Annotated in this window: 16 protein-coding genes; 6 read left to right on the forward strand and 10 right to left on the reverse strand. The window is 39.4% G+C overall.

Annotation, left to right across the window (positions count from 1 at the left end):
- The 4 genes from IL356_RS10660 to IL356_RS10675 all read right to left on the reverse strand — a co-directional run bounded on the left by IL356_RS10660 (position 1) and on the right by IL356_RS10675 (position 3,166).
- Positions 1–888, reverse strand: a complete 888-nt coding sequence (locus IL356_RS10660; RefSeq protein ID WP_121849022.1) for a YihY/virulence factor BrkB family protein — start codon at positions 886–888, stop codon at positions 1–3.
- Positions 885–1,400, reverse strand: coding sequence for a DinB family protein (locus IL356_RS10665; RefSeq protein WP_121849021.1), 516 nt, complete (start codon positions 1,398–1,400; stop codon positions 885–887). Before IL356_RS10665 ends, IL356_RS10660 begins: the two co-directional genes overlap by 4 nt.
- Before the next feature lie 69 nt (positions 1,401–1,469).
- Positions 1,470–1,949 carry an Lrp/AsnC family transcriptional regulator gene (locus tag IL356_RS10670; protein ID WP_121849020.1) on the reverse strand — a complete coding sequence of 160 codons (480 nt, stop codon included), beginning with the start codon at positions 1,947–1,949 and terminating at the stop codon, positions 1,470–1,472.
- Between the two features lie 92 nt (positions 1,950–2,041).
- Entirely contained in the window at positions 2,042–3,166 is a 1,125-nt protein-coding gene (locus IL356_RS10675; RefSeq protein WP_121849019.1) for a M14 family metallopeptidase, read from the reverse strand.
- A 286-nt stretch (positions 3,167–3,452) separates the two neighbouring features.
- Here IL356_RS10675 and IL356_RS10680 point away from each other — a divergent pair, with 286 nt between their 5' ends.
- The 3 genes from IL356_RS10680 (at position 3,453) to IL356_RS10690 (ending at position 5,122) form a co-directional block, all read left to right on the forward strand.
- Entirely contained in the window at positions 3,453–3,836 is a 384-nt protein-coding gene (locus IL356_RS10680) for a helix-turn-helix domain-containing protein (RefSeq protein ID WP_121849018.1), read from the forward strand.
- A gap of 84 nt (positions 3,837–3,920) precedes the next feature.
- On the forward strand, positions 3,921–4,298 hold the full coding sequence (locus IL356_RS10685) for a DNA topoisomerase IV (RefSeq protein ID WP_121850706.1): 378 nt from the start codon (positions 3,921–3,923) through the stop codon (positions 4,296–4,298).
- Positions 4,299–4,309: 11 nt separating this feature from the next.
- Complete coding sequence (locus IL356_RS10690; RefSeq protein WP_121849017.1) at positions 4,310–5,122, forward strand: TerC family protein; 813 nt, start codon at positions 4,310–4,312, stop codon at positions 5,120–5,122.
- Between the two features lie 65 nt (positions 5,123–5,187).
- Here IL356_RS10690 and IL356_RS10695 read toward each other — a convergent pair whose 3' ends face one another.
- The 4 genes from IL356_RS10695 to IL356_RS10710 all read right to left on the reverse strand — a co-directional run bounded on the left by IL356_RS10695 (position 5,188) and on the right by IL356_RS10710 (position 11,311).
- A complete protein-coding gene (locus IL356_RS10695) occupies positions 5,188–6,144 on the reverse strand; it encodes a sterol desaturase family protein (RefSeq protein ID WP_121849016.1) in 957 nt (318 codons plus the stop codon).
- Between the two features lie 105 nt (positions 6,145–6,249).
- A complete protein-coding gene (gene mscL, locus IL356_RS10700) occupies positions 6,250–6,681 on the reverse strand; it encodes a large conductance mechanosensitive channel protein MscL (RefSeq protein ID WP_121849015.1) in 432 nt (143 codons plus the stop codon).
- Positions 6,682–6,687: 6 nt separating this feature from the next.
- Positions 6,688–9,423, reverse strand: a complete 2,736-nt coding sequence (locus tag IL356_RS10705; protein ID WP_121849014.1) for a DNA gyrase/topoisomerase IV subunit A — start codon at positions 9,421–9,423, stop codon at positions 6,688–6,690.
- Between the two features lie 25 nt (positions 9,424–9,448).
- Positions 9,449–11,311, reverse strand: a complete 1,863-nt coding sequence (locus tag IL356_RS10710; RefSeq protein WP_121849013.1) for a DNA topoisomerase IV subunit B — start codon at positions 11,309–11,311, stop codon at positions 9,449–9,451.
- Positions 11,312–11,560: 249 nt separating this feature from the next.
- Between IL356_RS10710 and IL356_RS10715 the strand changes: the two genes are divergently transcribed.
- Both IL356_RS10715 and IL356_RS10720 read left to right on the forward strand, forming a co-directional pair.
- A complete protein-coding gene (locus tag IL356_RS10715) occupies positions 11,561–12,463 on the forward strand; it encodes a DnaJ C-terminal domain-containing protein (protein ID WP_121849012.1) in 903 nt (300 codons plus the stop codon).
- Between the two features lies 1 nt (position 12,464).
- The gene (locus IL356_RS10720; RefSeq protein WP_121849011.1) at positions 12,465–12,755 is read left to right on the forward strand and encodes a chaperone modulator CbpM; all 291 of its coding nucleotides are present in this window, start codon (positions 12,465–12,467) and stop codon (positions 12,753–12,755) included.
- A 4-nt stretch (positions 12,756–12,759) separates the two neighbouring features.
- Here the strand turns inward: IL356_RS10720 and ychF are convergent, their stop codons facing one another.
- On the reverse strand, positions 12,760–13,854 hold the full coding sequence (gene ychF / locus IL356_RS10725; protein ID WP_121849010.1) for a redox-regulated ATPase YchF: 1,095 nt from the start codon (positions 13,852–13,854) through the stop codon (positions 12,760–12,762).
- A gap of 123 nt (positions 13,855–13,977) precedes the next feature.
- Here ychF and IL356_RS10730 point away from each other — a divergent pair, with 123 nt between their 5' ends.
- On the forward strand, positions 13,978–16,656 hold the full coding sequence (locus tag IL356_RS10730; protein WP_121850705.1) for a TonB-dependent receptor: 2,679 nt from the start codon (positions 13,978–13,980) through the stop codon (positions 16,654–16,656).
- Between the two features lie 73 nt (positions 16,657–16,729).
- On the opposite strand, the gene IL356_RS10735 is transcribed toward IL356_RS10730, so the two are convergent.
- Positions 16,730–17,083, reverse strand: a complete 354-nt coding sequence (locus tag IL356_RS10735; protein ID WP_121849009.1) for a 4Fe-4S dicluster domain-containing protein — start codon at positions 17,081–17,083, stop codon at positions 16,730–16,732.
- Between the last annotated feature and the right edge of the window lie 14 nt (positions 17,084–17,097).

Below are 17,097 nucleotides of genomic sequence, written 5' to 3' on the forward strand. Positions count from 1 at the left end.
TCAGTTTTCTTTTGGAAGTGCATTTTTATTAGGCTCTACCTTTTCTCGTATATAATGTGCATATTGAAAGGTAAATTCCGCCCCGAAAAACATAATGATGCAGGTATAATAGACCCAAAGTAAAATCAGAACGACTGACGATGCTCCGCCGTATACCGAAGTCGGATCACTTGTAGTGAAATAATAGCCCAGTAGATATTCGCCAATTAAAAACAAAACTGTAGTCAGTCCCGCTCCCCAAAAAGTGGTTCCCCACCTTATATGAATATCAGGTAACAAACGGAACAACGCTGCGAATAGTCCCGTAATTACCAAAAAAGGCAATAGAAGGCTAAAAAAATTAGCCACAAAAACAGCGATATCGGGCGCAAAAGTGCTGACGTAGGCACTTAAGGTCTTTAAGACTACAGAGAGTACTAAAGATATTAGAAATAGAAAGCCCAAAACCAACACCATTCCGAAAGAAATCATACGGTCTAAAAACATTTGTATCCATACCTTCTTTTTAGACTCTACCCCCCAAATATCATTCATTGCCATTTTAAGCCTTACGAACACTCCCGTGGCACCAAAGAGCAACATACCTACACCTATGACTACGGTTACAACCGAGCCATCGTTTAGGGCGGCATTGGCAATCATACCTTCAATTGCCTCGGATACCCCTTCACCAATGAGCCCCCCGATTTTCTCGACTATTCTACCCTTAACAGCTTCGACCCCATAAATGGAACCCGCAATCCAGGCGACCATCATCAATAATGAGGGTAAAGAAAAGAGCGCATAATAGGCCACAATAGCACTTTTGCCAAATGGGTCGTTATCAACCCAAGAAACTCCGGTTCTCTTGAGTAATAACCAAAATATTTTGAGTTTTTTCAGAATCATAAATAACGTTCGCGCAGAATATTTCTGTGATGTTTTTGATGACCACAGATGACAAAACCCAAAGCACCAACACTCCAATCAAGAGAACTTGCTATACCCTTTCTTTCCAAATCGTTAGTATCAAATTGATTGAACAAGTGAAGTGTAGAATTCCGAACTATAGAATACTCATCTATCAAACTTTGTAAGGTTCGATTATTAGCTTTGGAAAAAGGCACATAATCGTCCTGTTCAAAACCTGGCAAAGGAGTTTGATCACCACGGGAAAAGCGTAGCGCCCTGTATTGAAAAATTCTTTCTGAGTCTATAATATGCAAAAGCACCTCTGCCATCGTCCATTTATTCTCCGCATACCTAAAATCTAATTTGCTCTGCGGTATGGTAGCCATAAATTCAGGAAAATTCTGAGATTGCCGTTGCAGCATATCCATCAATTCCACATCCTTCACTAAGTCTATATAGTTTTTATAGAAGGGAAAGGGTTTCGTAAACTGTAAATCTGTCGTCTTCATGTAATACTAAGCTAAAAAAAATCCCGAACACAAAGGTTCGGGATTGATTCAATTATGAATTCTTTTTATTTATAGCTCGTTGAAGATGGTATGCATCAATCGTTTTTTATCATTGATACTTTCTTCTAGGGAAATCATAGTTTCCGTTCTGCTAATACCATCAATATCATCTATTTTAAAAATGATGTTTTTGGCATGATTGGTATCTTTTGCCCTGATTTTACAGAAAATATTGAATTTTCCTGTGGTAATGTGGGCTACTGTAACGTTTGGTATTTCTTCTAAACGTTCAAGTACAAATTTAGTTTGGTGTGTCTTTTCCAAGAAAATGCCCACATAGGCTATAAAGGCATAACCTAGTTTAACATAATCGAGGGTTAATGAAGAACCTTTAATGATTCCGGCCTCCTCCATTTTTTTAACCCTTACGTGAACCGTTCCTGCCGAAATTAAAAGCTTTTTGGCAATATCGGTAAAAGGGGTCCTGGTATTGTCAATCAACATGTCCAGAATCTGGTGGTCAATTTCGTCTAATTTTACTTTTCCCATGATGGTTAGATTTTCAGCAAAAATAAAAAATTATAAAATAAAACGTACTAAATCTTCATTTTTTATAACAAAAACGTAACGAAAACGTTTTTTTAAGATAAAGTCTGAAAAATCTTATCAATTAAAGGGTAATACTCTTTGGCTTTAAGTTCTTGTAAATCACTATCTAGAGAACAGTCAATTGTTAAATGTCCGTACTTGATTTCTGTATCCTCGGGGTTGTAGTATTCAGGAACGAACTCAAGACTTCCGTTAATTAATGTTTCCTTAAACTGGACCGGAATGGTTATTTTTGAGGAATTATTTTCCTTCAAACCATCTGCATTGATAAGTAATATATCAACGAAGTGTTTGCTATTCTCCGGAATCAAATTGTATTTCTCAATAGAAAAATTTTCCACTTTTGATTCCGCAATTACATTGAGAGCCTTCAGCAATGAGAGAAAAATATACTCTCTGGTTTGTTCACGCATATAATCGTTCGGAGAATGACCAGATTCGAATAATATGGTAGGTGTATTCAACATTTGAAAGGTATCACCAACACAATTGGCATTGAAACTATCATCATAACGGCCTATCCTATTCGGAATAATACCTTGCAGCATTTCATTCATAGCAACAATCAATTTCATACTAATTGCCCTAGACGGAGAAATGCTTCGTTCTTCATCATGAGCGGGAGCCAAAAAGGACACGGTAGCCGGTTTATTGCTTTCACCTACATTAAATATGGTACGTTGATCATGAAGGTTGAAACAAAAATCAGGTTCAAATCTTTCAAAAACATCGCGCAGAACGTTACTTTCTGGCTGACTTCTATCTTGCGCATCCCTATTTAAGTCAACCTCGTTGGTATTAACCCTGGTATAAGCCTCAGCCCCATCAGGGTTCAACATGGGGATAATCATTAAGGTACAATGATTCAATATAGATTTAGCAAGTACATCGTCACTTACTAAAAAATTAAACAGATCGCATACTGCCTTGGTAGTGGTAGACTCGTTGCCGTGCATCTGCGACCACATGAAAACCTTTTCTTTTCCGGTACCTATTTTTACGGCATTAATACTTTTCCCGAGAACCGAACTACCAACATGCTCAATTTTATATGACGACGGTAAATTATTAAGTACTTCTTGAATTTGACCATGTACCACATATCTACCTGTAATAGATTGTTCTTTTATCTTTTCGTAAAGCTCGTTTGATATCACCTCAATTATTTTAGAAAAGCAAAAATAAGTTCTATTTATTTTACATTTGTATAATTAGTTGTTTTCAATTGTAAATAAGTCGGTTTTTACAAGGGCTTGTATTTTACATTTGTAAATTAACTTCTGATTAAAAACACCATTTGTTTTTATTAAAATTCAAATCACTTAAAATCAATGTTTTAATATATTTCATTAAGAGCGTTAGTCTAATTAAAAATTTGATAACTGTAAACTTTTTACCTATCTCATCACCAGAAACTTTTATTTAAAAAGAGAATAATTTACAATGGTAAACTCGTCGGAATTCATTGAAAGATTAAATCTTCTGCTTACTCATTATGGCTTAACGGCGTCACAGTTCGCAGACCAAATACAAGTTCAGCGTTCGAGTATTTCTCATCTATTATCGGGCCGTAACAAACCAAGTCTAGATTTTGTGATGAAAGTAGTCCAGACATATCCTGCAGTAAATCTTTATTGGTTGTTGAACGGAAAGGGTGAATTTCCCTCTTCCCCTCAAAATTCTGACCAGCATTCTTATCCATCTCCGAAACAAAAGGACCCATTAGCGATACAAACGGTTCAAAAATCCACAAAAGCGGAAAGAAAAATTGAAAAAATCATAATTTTTTATTCCGACGGCAGTTTTGAGCCTTTTACACCCAAATAACCATCCTTTGATATAACCGAAATGCATGTAAATAACAGACATATAGGTTATCTTGCAGCTTTAAATTTTACCTACCTTTTATTGATGATACGCCCTTTACTTTTAAGCTTGTTTGGTTTTTTTACACTTATTTCTTGCTACCAACCAGAAAGAAATTGCAAAAAGTTTAAGAATGGTAAGTTCTCCTTTACCACGGAAATAAATGGAGAAGAAAAAACAACCATCTTCGAGCGCTTTGGTGAACTAGAAATAGATTATTTTGAAGGTAAAGCGGACTCGGCAAATATTCGATGGATAAACGATTGTGAGTATATCGTTAAAAAGCTTAATCCGAAGAATATGGCTGAAGAAAAGCCTATTCATATGAAAATATTGTCAACCACTGATAATTCGTATACATTTGAATATAACATAGTTGGCCAAAGCCGAAAATCAAAAGGTGTGGCCATTAAAACTGACTAAACCTTTCTATTATGTTTGAAATATTTTCCAATCCAGATGCGTGGATTGCGCTTTTGACCTTGACATTTTTAGAAATCGTTCTCGGCATCGATAACATCATTTTTATTTCAATTGCTGCCGGTAAGTTAGAGCCCGGTCAACGAAAGAAAGCCACCAACATTGGTTTGGTTCTGGCCATGGCAATGCGAATCATACTTCTTTTCGGCATTACGTTATTAACTTCTATGAAGAAACCTTTCTGGGTCTTTGAAAACGATTGGATTTCAGGGGGAATCAGTGGCCAAGCCATAATCTTATTCGCCGGAGGATTATTTCTTCTCTACAAGAGTACGAGAGAAATACATGAAAAAGTAGAACACAAAGGTCATGACGAAGCAGAGGTTAAGAAAGGGCAAGCCACTACCCTGACGAAAGCTATCGTTCAGATTACACTGATCAATATTGTCTTTTCGTTCGATTCCATTTTGACGGCCATTGGTATGACCAATGGTATTTCCCCTAATCCGAATGACGTATTGGTACTGATGATTGTAGCGGTAGTAATTTCTGTGGTTATTATGATGCTGTTTGCCAACCCGGTTGGAGAATTTGTCAATAGACATCCTTCCATTCAAATACTGGGTCTTTCCTTTCTTATTCTTATTGGGTTTATGCTCATTGCAGAGGCAGCCCATATCGGGCACCTTATCGTTTTTGGAAACGAGGTGGGAACCATCCCTAAAGGATACCTCTATTTTTCCATTGCCTTCTCCTTGCTCGTCGAGTTTCTTGACTTACGAATGAAGAAAAATACCCGTTCAGAAATTAAGGAAATAAAAGAGTAACAAACTTAATAAAAAACCCCCAAGCTATTTCGCTTGGGGGTTTTTTATTTAAAGTTTTAAATTACTTAGTTCGGTCTACTGAAAACAGCCTCAGGGTTTTTAGTTTTTTGCTCATTAAACATACGCTGCTGTTGCTTAACGGTCAATGTACTGCCGTCAGGACTCCATCCCGGAGGGCCAAAAATATACATCAGCTTGTGAGAAAACTTTTTGGCCTTCTTTACATCGGCCCAAATATCTTTAAACTCGTGTGTCAAAATCACTATAGGATTATATGAATTAGGCGCATGAATTACCCCAAATTTCACTTCGATATCATCATCCAATTCTTTCCAAGTGCCAAATATCTTATCGAAGATGTTTAAAAATCCGCCGTGGTTTTTATCTAGATACTCTACATTTTGACTGTGGTGAACCTGGTGCATGGTGTGCGTATTGAAAACTTTTTCGATCCATCCCATTTTTGGCACATAAAGCGAATGCAATTGAAATTGCCATAGCGACTCGATAGCCAAGCAGATAATGACCATTTCGACCGGAAAACCAATGGCAGGCATCCACATATAAAAGAAAGGTTTGTAAAGTAGGGTAAACCAACCGTTACGAACTGCTGTGCCTAAATTAAAATTATCGGAGGAATGATGTACGATATGCGCCGCCCAAAGAATGCGAACTTCATGGTTGGCCCTATGGAACCAATAATAAGTGAAATCATCGGCCAATTGGCAAAGAAGCCAAACGTACCAAGCATAACCAAAAGATTTATACCCCATAATATTGGTTCGCACGCCGTCAACTATCGGATTGAAAACCTCATAGGTAAACTCAAAAACAACAATTAAAACCGTAACCTTAATGAGCGGCCCTAAAATTGCGGAGCCAATACCCATAGCTCCACTAGCCATTAAATCTTTCCAAACATACAGGTCGTCATGACCATGAGTTTTACTGTAAGTAAGTTCTAAAAGTATAAAAGCAATAAAACAGGGGACTCCGTAAACGAGGGGGTTGGTAAAATCCATTCAATCAGTATTTCGGCTAAGATAATGATATTAAGAACTTATAGACAAATTGATTTGAATTTAGCTCGATATAACGATAACTAAAATCGATGGTAGAATTATCAGCTACTTTTTAGTTTGCCTTAAAATCTCGTTTTGCTCTTGCAAAAGTTTTTCCAAGCTTGATAAAAGCTCGATGTTCTTTGGAGTTTCGACCTCTTCATTATCAGGGTCTTCGGCCTTGTTCTTAAATCGGTTGATACCCTTTACCACGACAAAGATGGTCAGGGCGATAATAAAAAAATCGACCAAAACCTCAAACATTTCACCGTACCCGATAGCTACTTCTTCTGCCCCGTCAACGGCCTTTTGCAGCACATATTTTCTATTCGAAAAATTAACGTCGTCTGTCAAAAGCGACAAAGGAGGCATTATAATTTTTTTGACAAGCGTATTGATTACATTATTGAAGGCAGTTCCGATAATGATACCAATGGCCATGTCTATCATGTTGCCTTTTATGGCAAAATTCTTGAACTCTTGATAAAAATTCTTCATGCTATTTTAATCGAATAATGACCCTTGAGTGCCGTCTTCATCTAAGTTTTTTCTATTCTCTGAGTCGGTTTCAGAAGAATCTTTGGGTTGAGCCGTGTCAACGTTTTCTTCATCTACCACCTCAATTTCCTCCGTTTTCGGCGGTTCCGGTTCTTCATAAGGCAGAGGGTCAAGACTATTGATTTCTAAAACCTTTTCTTTGGTCAATTGATTTCCCATGGCATTGATTCCCTTGACCGATATAAATTCTTCAAGGTTGATTACCCAATTATCTTTTCTTTCTTGACCTCTTTTCTTGGCAAATACCACTTCTACTTGAGGTCTATAATCAGTGGAAATGACCTCTAAATAAGATTTTGAATGATCGGTCAGTACATTTTCGTCTTTATCGGGGTTTTCTACCAAAAATCGTTTTACATAGAAAAGTTCCTTTTCACCTTCCCAATAAATCAATGACAAAGGCTTATTAGGTAGCCATTTTTCCAAAACAATAATATCGTCATCAAAATGTAGGGTAAGCTCCGGAATCACAGTTTTCACCTGTCCGTTCTGATTCACGATCAAAAGTCTGTCCTCACTGGTAAACTCTCCTAAGAACTCCCCTCGCTCATCGATATTCAAGCGCTGTACGGTCTCATCAAACCATAGTTTTCTAGGCTTTAATGTGGAAAGGCCTTTTTCTTTCAATTCAACCCGTTTCACGGAATACTTGGTCACGATATTACCCTTACTGGCTCGACCCTTTATCAGCACATCGGCAAAATCAACATCCCATTTCAGTTTTTTGATACTACCTACCTGACGCAAGTTGATGGTAACCGTTTCCGCCTCTCCGTTCGGGTTTCCAGAAAAATAATATACCATTGTTCCGGCCTTACCTTGACCTAAATCGTATAAGCGATCGCGCGTAATGCTCGTGACGCTAAATCTCTTGATGTAGGTTGCTCCACCTTTACCATCTTTATAAATCATATTATAGATGGTACGCTTGTCTTTCTTTTTGAAGATGGCGACATAGATAATTCCCTTACCGACAAAAGTCTTGGAATCAACTTTAGAGACCATCATTTGACCGTCTCTGGTGAAGGCTATCACATCGTCGATATCACTACAGTCGGTGACATATTCATCTCGCTTTAAAGAGGTGCCGATAAAACCTTCTTCACGGTTAACGTAAAGCTTTGTATTTCTTATGACAACTTTCGTTGCCTCAATATCTTCAAATAATCTAATCTCTGACTTGCGCTCTCTACCCTTGCCGTATTTTTCCTTAAGATTTTTAAAATAATCAATGGCAAATTCAACCAAATGATTTAGATGATGTTTGACCTCGGCTATCTTCTTTTCTAGGTTATCTAGATTTTCTTGAGCTTTATCCAAGTCAAATTTTGAGATACGCTTGATCCGAATTTCGGTCAGGCGAACAATATCTTCTTCCGTTACCGCTCTTTTAAGGTTTTGGGTAAAGGGTCTTAATCCGTCATCGATAGCTTTAATGACCCCTTCCCATGTTTCTTGTTCCTCAATATCGCGATAGATTCTGTTTTCGATAAAAATACGCTCCAGGGAAGCGAAATGCCATTGTTCTTCGAGTTCACCCAGTTGAATCTCTAATTCTTGCCTTAACAAATCGACCGTTGCGTCGGTAGACCGACGAAGCATTTCAGAAACCCCAATAAAAAGAGGCTTATTATCTTCAATGATACAGCCTAAGGGCGAGATAGAACTTTCACATGAAGTAAATGCGTAGAGAGCATCGATTGTTTTGTCAGGAGAAATACCAGGCGGAATATGCACCAGAATCTCTACGTCGGCAGCGGTATTGTCCTCAATTTTCTTGATTTTTATTTTACCCTTATCGTTGGCTTTAAGAATAGAATCTATTAAAGAGGAAGTGTTGGTACCGTAAGGTATCTCGTTTATTACCAGCGTATTCTTACTGTGCTGTGAAATCTTGGCACGGACCCTAATTTTGCCCCCACGCAAGCCATCGTTATAGTTACTTACATCAATTATACCCGCCGTTGGAAAATCAGGAAACAGCTTAAAACGTTTTCCCTGTAAATGCTTTATAGAAGCATCAATCAGCTCAATGAAATTATGGGGCATTATTTTCGTGGAAAGACCTACGGCAATACCTTCGGCACCTTGCGCCAATAACAGAGGAAATTTTACGGGAAGCTGAACGGGCTCTTTCTTTCTGCCGTCATAAGAAAGCTGCCATTCCGTAATTTTAGGGCTAAAAACTACCTCAAGGGCAAATTTAGATAGCCTAGCCTCGATATATCGGGAGGCTGCCGCACTATCACCTGTTAAAATATTACCCCAGTTACCTTGCGTATCGATTAAAAGGTCTTTCTGCCCAATTTGCACCATGGCATCCGCGATACTGGCATCACCATGCGGGTGGTATTGCATGGTATGGCCCACCACATTGGCCACTTTGTTATAACGCCCATCATCCAATTCCTTAAGCGCATGCATGATCCTACGTTGCACGGGCTTAAAACCGTCTTCAATGGCCGGTACCGCGCGTTCAAGAATTACATACGAGGCATAATCCAAGAACCAATCTTTGTACATTCCAGTTACGCGAGTAAGCGCATCATCTTGTATCGATTCTTCTTCCTCGTTCGCCTTAGACCCTTCGCTATTTTGTTCCTTTTCACTCTCAAGACCTTCGTCACCGTTGAGAGGTGTACCTTGGTCTTCAGATTCGTTCAGTTCGTCATTTTCTTCCATTCAGAAAAATACGTATGTCTTTGGTTTATATTTGGTTTTCCTCTACTAAATCAACCTCTACTTTAAGATTTTCAATAATGAATTCTTGACGGTCAGGTGTATTTTTACCCATATAGAAATTGAGCAATTGCTCAATGGACATCGCCTTGTCCAACATTACTGGTTCTAAACGAATATCATCACCAATAAAATGTTGAAACTCATCGGGCGATATTTCACCCAATCCCTTAAAGCGAGTAATTTCAGGTTTGCCAGAAAGTTTTTGAATAGCCGCCCGACGCTCTTCATCACTGTAGCAATAAATAGTCTCTTTTTTGTTTCTCACCCTAAAAAGAGGTGTTTGCAAAATGAAAAGGTGAGCTTCTTTAATCAGTTCTGGAAAGAACTGAAGAAAAAATGTAATAAGCAGAAGGCGAATGTGCATACCATCTACATCGGCATCGGTAGCGATGACGATATTGTTATATCGAAGGTCTTCCATTGACTCTTCAATATTAAGAGCTGCCTGTAGCAAATTGAACTCCTCATTTTCGTATACGATTTTTTTCGACATGCCATATGAGTTCAAAGGCTTACCCCTCAAACTAAAAACAGCTTGCGTATTGACATCCCTCGATTTTGTAATCGACCCGGAAGCCGAATCACCCTCGGTGATGAAAAGTGTACTCTCTAACCGTCGGTCGTCTTTCATATCGCCCAGGTGTATTCTACAATCCCGAAGCTTTTTATTGTGCAGATTGGCTTTTTTGGCCCTATCCCTAGCCAATTTTCTAATTCCCGATAACTCTTTTCGCTCCTTTTCAGCAAGTACGATCTTTCGTTGTAGCTTCTCGGCAGTCTCTTGATGTTTATGCAGATAGTTGTCTAAATGATAACCGACAAAATCGTTGATGTAGGTTCGTACCGTTGGTAAATCACCACCCATATCGGTGGATCCCAGTTTGGTCTTTGTCTGACTTTCAAAAACAGGCTCCATTACCTTGATAGAAATGGCGCTTATAATCGATTTGCGAATATCGGAAGCATCATAATTTTTATTGTAAAAATCACGTATCGTTTTAACAACTGCTTCCCGGAAAGCCGCTTGGTGCGTACCCCCTTGGGTCGTATGCTGCCCGTTAACAAATGAATGGTACTCTTCACTATACTGCGTCTTACTGTGGGTCATTGCCACCTCGATATCGTCACCCTTTAAATGAATGACAGGGTAAAGAATATCTTCCACATTGTTATTGTCCTCTAAAAGGTCTTTAAGTCCGTTTTCAGAAAAGAACTTTTCGCCATTAAAAACAATGGTCAGGCCAGGGTTCAGATAAACATAGTTTTTGAGCATTCGCTCTACATACTCATTTCTGAACTTATATTTCTTAAAAATGTTTTCGTCAGGAGTAAAAGAAACCTTCGTTCCTCTTCGGCGCGTAGTTTCCTCGAGCAATTCTTCATTGACGAGTTCGCCAATCTCAAACTCGGCAGATTTAGATTTGCCATCTCGCGTACTTTCAACCCTAAAAAAACTGGATAGGGCATTTACCGCTTTGGTACCTACCCCATTAAGGCCAACGGACTTTTTAAACGCTCGGGTGTCGTATTTACCACCGGTGTTCATTTTAGACACCACATCGACCACTTTACCCAACGGAATACCCCTACCGTAATCTCTAACAATTACTTTCGTACCTTGAATGGAAATATCAATGGTCTTGCCCGCACCCATTACAAACTCATCGATACAGTTATCGATAACCTCTTTTAGAAGAATATAGATACCGTCATCGGCCGAAGATCCGTCACCCAATTTACCGATGTACATACCCGGCCTTAGCCGAATATGTTCCTTCCAGTCTAATGAGCGTATGTTGTCTTCAGTATATTGAGAGTTATTGGACATTGAGCGGGGTTTGGATGAATAGTAACGCTAAAGATAATACGACATTTAAAAAGATAAAACACCTATTTGTTAAAGTAATTAACAATAAATTTTAGCGGTTTGTTGATATTACTGGCCTTTCCACCCTACTTTTAAGTTAAATTTTAGTTGAATATGGTTGATTTTTTAGCAGTGAATATGCCAACTTTGTACGAGTACAAATTCTTTTTCATCTCTAACTTTAAACCTGTTATTCAATAATTTCACCTAATGGAATTTATCGATTATTATAAAATATTGGGGATTGACACGAAGGCCAGTGATGCAGAAATCAAGAAAGCTTATAGAAAATTGGCACGGAAGTATCATCCTGACCTAAATCCTGATAACAAGGAAGCACAACAGAAATTTCAACAAATCAACGAGGCCAATGAGGTATTGAGCGACCCCGAAAAACGAAAGAAATACGACAAATATGGTAAAGATTGGCAGCATGCCGATGCTTTCGAAGAAGCTAATAAAAGAAATGCCTCTCAAAGTGGATTTGGCGGAAGTTCACAACGAAATACGGGAGGTTATTCCGATAGTGATTTTTCCGATTTCTTTGAATCGATGTTCGGCGGAGGTGGTTATAGTAGAACTGGGGGTAGAGGCACTTATCAATTTAAAGGACAAGATTTTAATGCTACCCTAAGACTTCAACTAACTGATATTCTTTCATCACAGAAACAGACGATTGACCTTGGGGACAAAAAAATCAGATTGACAATACCTGCCGGAGTTCAAGACGGACAAACCATACGAATTAAAGGGTACGGTGCAGAGGGTATGAACGGTGGACCCAAAGGAGATTTGTTCATCACTTTTGAAATTTTGAACAATACCGGTTTTCAACGTGTAGGCAATGATTTGTTCAAGACCATTGACATTGATTTGTACAAAGTCTTATTAGGCGGTGAAATTCAGGTCGATACTTTGACCGGTGCCGTTAAACTTCATGTTAAACCGGAGACCCAAAATGGCACCAAAGTAAAATTGAAAGGAAAAGGAATGCCTATTTATAAAAAAGAGGCTAGTTATGGAGACCTCTACCTTACCTATCAGGTTAATCTACCTAAGAACCTAAGCGCAGAAGAGAAACAATTATTTACCGAACTATCTAAATTGAGATAAAATGAATACCGATAACTATATTTTAGTAAGACATTATTGTGAAACCACTCAAATTTCTGACACGTTTATTAGTTCACTTCACGAATATGGCCTTATCGAATGCAGAACGATTGAAACGGAAATTTACATTGAGGCCGATGACATTCCTGAAATAGAACGTATAAATCGCTTGCACCATCAACTTGGCATCAATTTAGAAGGCATCGATGCCCTTAACCATATGCTAAAACGAATGCAGCAAATGGAATCGGAAATTAAGAACCTAAAAGATAAATTAAGAATTTACGAATAAGAGACTACACGTTGAACCTGAAGTGCATGACATCTCCATCCTTCACAATGTACTCCTTACCCTCAACCCTCATTTTTCCTGCCTCTTTCACCTTGGTCTCACTACCAAAAGAAACATAGTCGCTATAAGAAATGACCTCGGCACGTATAAACCCTTTTTCAAAATCGGTGTGAATGACACCTGCAGCTTGAGGTGCAGTAGCACCAATGGGAATAGTCCAAGCACGAACTTCTTTTTCTCCTGCCGTAAAATAGGTTTCTAAATTCAACAAACGATAAGCGCCTCTAATCAACTTGGCAGACCCAGGCTCTTCCAAACCTAGATCTTCAAGAAACATTTGTCGCTCGTCATAAGTTTCTAACTCCGTAATATCCGCCTCGGTCCCCACGGCCAAAACAACTACTTCTGCGTTTTCATCGGCCACCTTCTTTTTCACCTCTTCCACATAATCGTTACCACTAGCAGCCGCACCTTCATCAACGTTACAAACATACATGACCGGTTTGTCAGTTATAAACTGAAGTGGTTTTACATACTCAATGCGTAGTTCTTTATCAATATCAATGGCACGCACAGAAACGCCACTTTCAAGACCATCCTTTAATTTCAGTAGAACAGATTCTTCTTTTTGAGCCTCTTTATTTCCCGTTTTGGCGGCACGTTTCACCTTATCCAGTTTTTTCTCAACAGTTTCGAGGTCTTTTAGCTGAAGCTCCATATCAATGGTCTCCTTATCTCTAATTGGGTTCACGGAACCATCGACGTGCACAATATTGTCATTGTCAAAACAGCGAAGCACATGAATAATGGCATCGGTTTCTCTAATGTTACCTAAGAATTGATTGCCTAAACCCTCTCCCTTACTGGCTCCCTTTACCAAACCGGCAATATCTACAATTTCTACGGTTGCCGGAATCACTCTTTCAGGGTTCACCAAAGATTCCAATTTCTCTAAACGGCTATCAGGTACGTTTACAACACCAATGTTCGGTTCTATGGTACAAAAAGGAAAATTTGCGCTTTGCGCCTTTGCGTTCGATAGACAATTGAATAGGGTAGATTTACCCACGTTTGGCAATCCTACGATACCTGCTTTCATAAGGTTTAATTGAGAGATTCTTCTAATTCGGGCGCAAAGATAGTGTTTAAAAGTTTTAATTATACTATGAATATTTTAACACGAATAGTAGTACCTTGGGGTATTAACCTAAACTCGAACACTATGAAATCAACACTTTATTTATTGATTTTAACCCTATTCTTAAGTGCCTCCGCTTACAGTCAAAATTCTGTATCGGGCACTGTTACAGATGACTATGGCGAGCCTCTGCCAGGAGTCAACATTCTTGAAAAAGGCACTTCTAATGGTACCGTCACCGATTTCGATGGTAATTACTCGATCGATGTTTCAGAAGATGCCGTACTAATCTTTAGTTATATCGGTTTTAACACACAAGAACTGACCGTACAAGGGCAGACAGAATTGAATGTTCAAATGACCGAAGGCGTTCTATTGGATGAAGTGATGCTGGTAGGTTCAAGAAGCCCCAAACGAACCTCTACCGATACCGCCGTGCCTGTAGATGTTATCGACATTAGCGAGGTAGCTACCCAAAGTGGTAAAATTGAGGTAAACGAACTGTTACAGTATGCTGCACCTTCATTTAATGCGAACAAACAATCAGGTTCTGATGGTGCAGACCATATTACCCCTGCCACCCTTAGGGGGCTTGGTCCTGATCAAACATTGGTTTTGATCAATGGAAAAAGAAGACACCAATCATCATTGATCAATATATTCGGAACAAAAGGTAGAGGTAATACCGGTACCGACCTTAATACCATTCCCGTAGCTGCCATTAAAAGGATTGAAATTCTTCGTGACGGAGCTGCTGCCCAATATGGTTCTGATGCCATCGCCGGTGTAATCAATATTGTATTGAAAGATAAAACAGACGGCGTTACCGGAAATATCAGTTATGGCGCTTACAATACGAACGCCCAAGGAGAATTTCCTGCGGGAACCCCTAATACCGATGGTAACCGATTAGATACCGATGTCGATGGAAACCAAATCGGAGATGACCAAAGTCTTGATGGTGGTTCGTTAAAAGCTGCAATCAATTACGGCGTAGGCCTGGGCGAAAAAGGCTATGCCAACTTTACTACCGAATACATCAATAAGAATAAGACCCTAAGACCCGGTTTCGATTTCAGAAGAGGTTTTGGTGAAGCGGCCGTTGAAGGTTTTAACCTCATGGTCAATGCTGCCTACCCGGTAACTGAAAACACTGAAATATATGCTTTTGGAGGAAGAAATTATAGGGATACCGATGCGTATGCTTTTACCAGAAATGGCGGTGAACGCGTCGTTACAGCTATTTATCCGAACGGGTTCAACCCGCGAATTACATCAAACATTATTGACCATTCGATTGCTGCAGGTCTTAGAACGGAGCTAGAAAACGGGTGGAAAGTTGATGTGAGCAATACTTACGGAAAGAATAATTTTCACTACTTCATCAAAGGTACCTTGAACGCTTCCCTAGAAGAAGCATCTCCTACCGATTTTGATGCAGGTGGGCATAGTCTTAGCCAGAATACGGTCAATCTAGACTTCTCAAAATATTATGAAGATGTAATGGAAGGTATGAACCTTGCTTTTGGTGCTGAATATAGAACGGAGAATTTTATCATTTTTTCTGGGGAGCCAGGTTCTTACGGAACATTTGATGAAAACGGATTGCTGATTACGAATCCGGCAACACAAAACCAACCTACCATAATTATTGATGGTGAAGAAGTTGCTAGACCTGGGGGCTCACAGGGTTTTCCCGGTTACGGACCATCAAATGAGGTCGATAGAAGCAGAAGTAACTTCTCTTTGTATGCAGATGGTGAATTTGACCTCTCGGAAACATTCTTGTTGAGTGCCGCCGCGCGATTTGAGAATTATAGTGATTTCGGTGGTACCATCAACGGTAAGTTAGCAGCTAGGTTAAAAGCATCGGAAAATATAAACATCAGAGGTTCTGTAAGTACAGGTTTTAGAGCTCCTTCCCTAGCCCAGATATACTACAACTTACGTTTTACCAACTTTATCGGGGGTGATGCTGTTGACCAGTTACTTAGTCCGAATAACAGTCCTGTTACCGCCTCTTTCGGTATCGATCAGCTAAATGAAGAGAAAGCGGTTAATGCGGGCCTTGGTTTTACCGGTACTTTCGGCAATTTCACCACAACGGTCGATGGTTATTATATTAATGTAAAGGATAGGATTGTTTTAACGGGCAATTTTGCGACCGACGACATTCCTGGCGTATCTGCGGCCCAATTCTTTGTTAATGGTGTCGACACCGAAACTGCGGGTCTTGACATTGTTCTTTCATGGAAAAAGAACCTCGATAATGGTAGCTTGTCGGCCACCTTTACCGGAAACTTAAATAGCATGGAGATTACCAATGTTAACAATGGTAGTTTGGATGCGGAAACCTTCTTCGGTGAACGTGATAAGGCATTTTTATTGGCATCCGCACCTGAAAGCAAGCTGGCACTTAATTTAAATTATGCAAGGGACAAGTTTGATATTGGTTTGGCATTTACCCGCTTTAGCAGTATAGAACTATTGGATTTTCAAATGTATGAGGCTACTGCCGATTATGGTAGTTTTGCCAACAAACTCAGTGCAGCTACCGATAGCTACAACCCCAAATTGATTACCGATCTGGTCTTGGGTTATCAAATTTGTGAAGATGTAAAATTACAGATAGGCGCCAACAACCTTTTCAATGAATACCCAGACCAACAAGATGATTGGGTAGAAGGCGGTGGTTATTGGGATGCCGTTCAAATGGGCTTTGGGGGTGCCTACTACTATGCCCAGATGGCTTTCTCCTTTTAAACATTCCAAATAAAATCAAGACATAAAAAAACCGGACATTGTCCGGTTTTTAATTTTAATATATTCCCTGAGCCTATCCGTTTGGGTGCATAAACGCTTGTTTGGCCAGTAGGGTTTCCTCGCTTTCCTCATGATCATCATCAGGTACGCAACAATCTACTGGACATACGGCAGCACATTGTGGCTCTTCATGAAAGCCCATGCACTCGGTACATTTATCAGGTGATATATAATAGATCTCATCACTAATGGGTTCTTGGGCTTCGTCTGCATTTACCGCTTTACCACTTGGCAAAACTACATCTCCCTCCAAAGAAGTACCATCAGAGTAACGCCATTCATCTGCTCCTTCGTAGATGGCGGTATTGGGGCATTCCGGTTCGCAAGCCCCGCAATTGATACATTCATCGGTAATAACTATTGCCATAATTTAATTTTCTT

The sequence above is a fragment of the Euzebyella marina genome (assembly GCF_014855515.1).
Lineage (GTDB): Bacteria > Bacteroidota > Bacteroidia > Flavobacteriales > Flavobacteriaceae > Euzebyella > Euzebyella marina.

Coding starts and splice junctions, on each gene's coding strand:
- IL356_RS10660 (WP_121849022.1), bottom strand. CDS start 888: ATGATTCTGAAAAAACTCAAAATATTTTGGTTATTACTCAAGAGAACC.
- IL356_RS10665 (WP_121849021.1), bottom strand. CDS start 1,400: ATGAAGACGACAGATTTACAGTTTACGAAACCCTTTCCCTTCTATAAA.
- IL356_RS10670 (WP_121849020.1), bottom strand. CDS start 1,949: ATGGGAAAAGTAAAATTAGACGAAATTGACCACCAGATTCTGGACATG.
- IL356_RS10680 (WP_121849018.1), top strand. CDS start 3,453: ATGGTAAACTCGTCGGAATTCATTGAAAGATTAAATCTTCTGCTTACT.
- IL356_RS10685 (WP_121850706.1), top strand. CDS start 3,921: ATGATACGCCCTTTACTTTTAAGCTTGTTTGGTTTTTTTACACTTATT.
- IL356_RS10690 (WP_121849017.1), top strand. CDS start 4,310: ATGTTTGAAATATTTTCCAATCCAGATGCGTGGATTGCGCTTTTGACC.
- IL356_RS10695 (WP_121849016.1), bottom strand. CDS start 6,144: ATGGATTTTACCAACCCCCTCGTTTACGGAGTCCCCTGTTTTATTGCT.
- mscL (WP_121849015.1), bottom strand. CDS start 6,681: ATGAAGAATTTTTATCAAGAGTTCAAGAATTTTGCCATAAAAGGCAAC.
- IL356_RS10705 (WP_121849014.1), bottom strand. CDS start 9,423: ATGGAAGAAAATGACGAACTGAACGAATCTGAAGACCAAGGTACACCT.
- IL356_RS10710 (WP_121849013.1), bottom strand. CDS start 11,311: ATGTCCAATAACTCTCAATATACTGAAGACAACATACGCTCATTAGAC.
- IL356_RS10715 (WP_121849012.1), top strand. CDS start 11,561: ATGGAATTTATCGATTATTATAAAATATTGGGGATTGACACGAAGGCC.
- IL356_RS10720 (WP_121849011.1), top strand. CDS start 12,465: ATGAATACCGATAACTATATTTTAGTAAGACATTATTGTGAAACCACT.
- ychF (WP_121849010.1), bottom strand. CDS start 13,854: ATGAAAGCAGGTATCGTAGGATTGCCAAACGTGGGTAAATCTACCCTA.
- IL356_RS10730 (WP_121850705.1), top strand. CDS start 13,978: ATGAAATCAACACTTTATTTATTGATTTTAACCCTATTCTTAAGTGCC.
- IL356_RS10735 (WP_121849009.1), bottom strand. CDS start 17,083: ATGGCAATAGTTATTACCGATGAATGTATCAATTGCGGGGCTTGCGAA.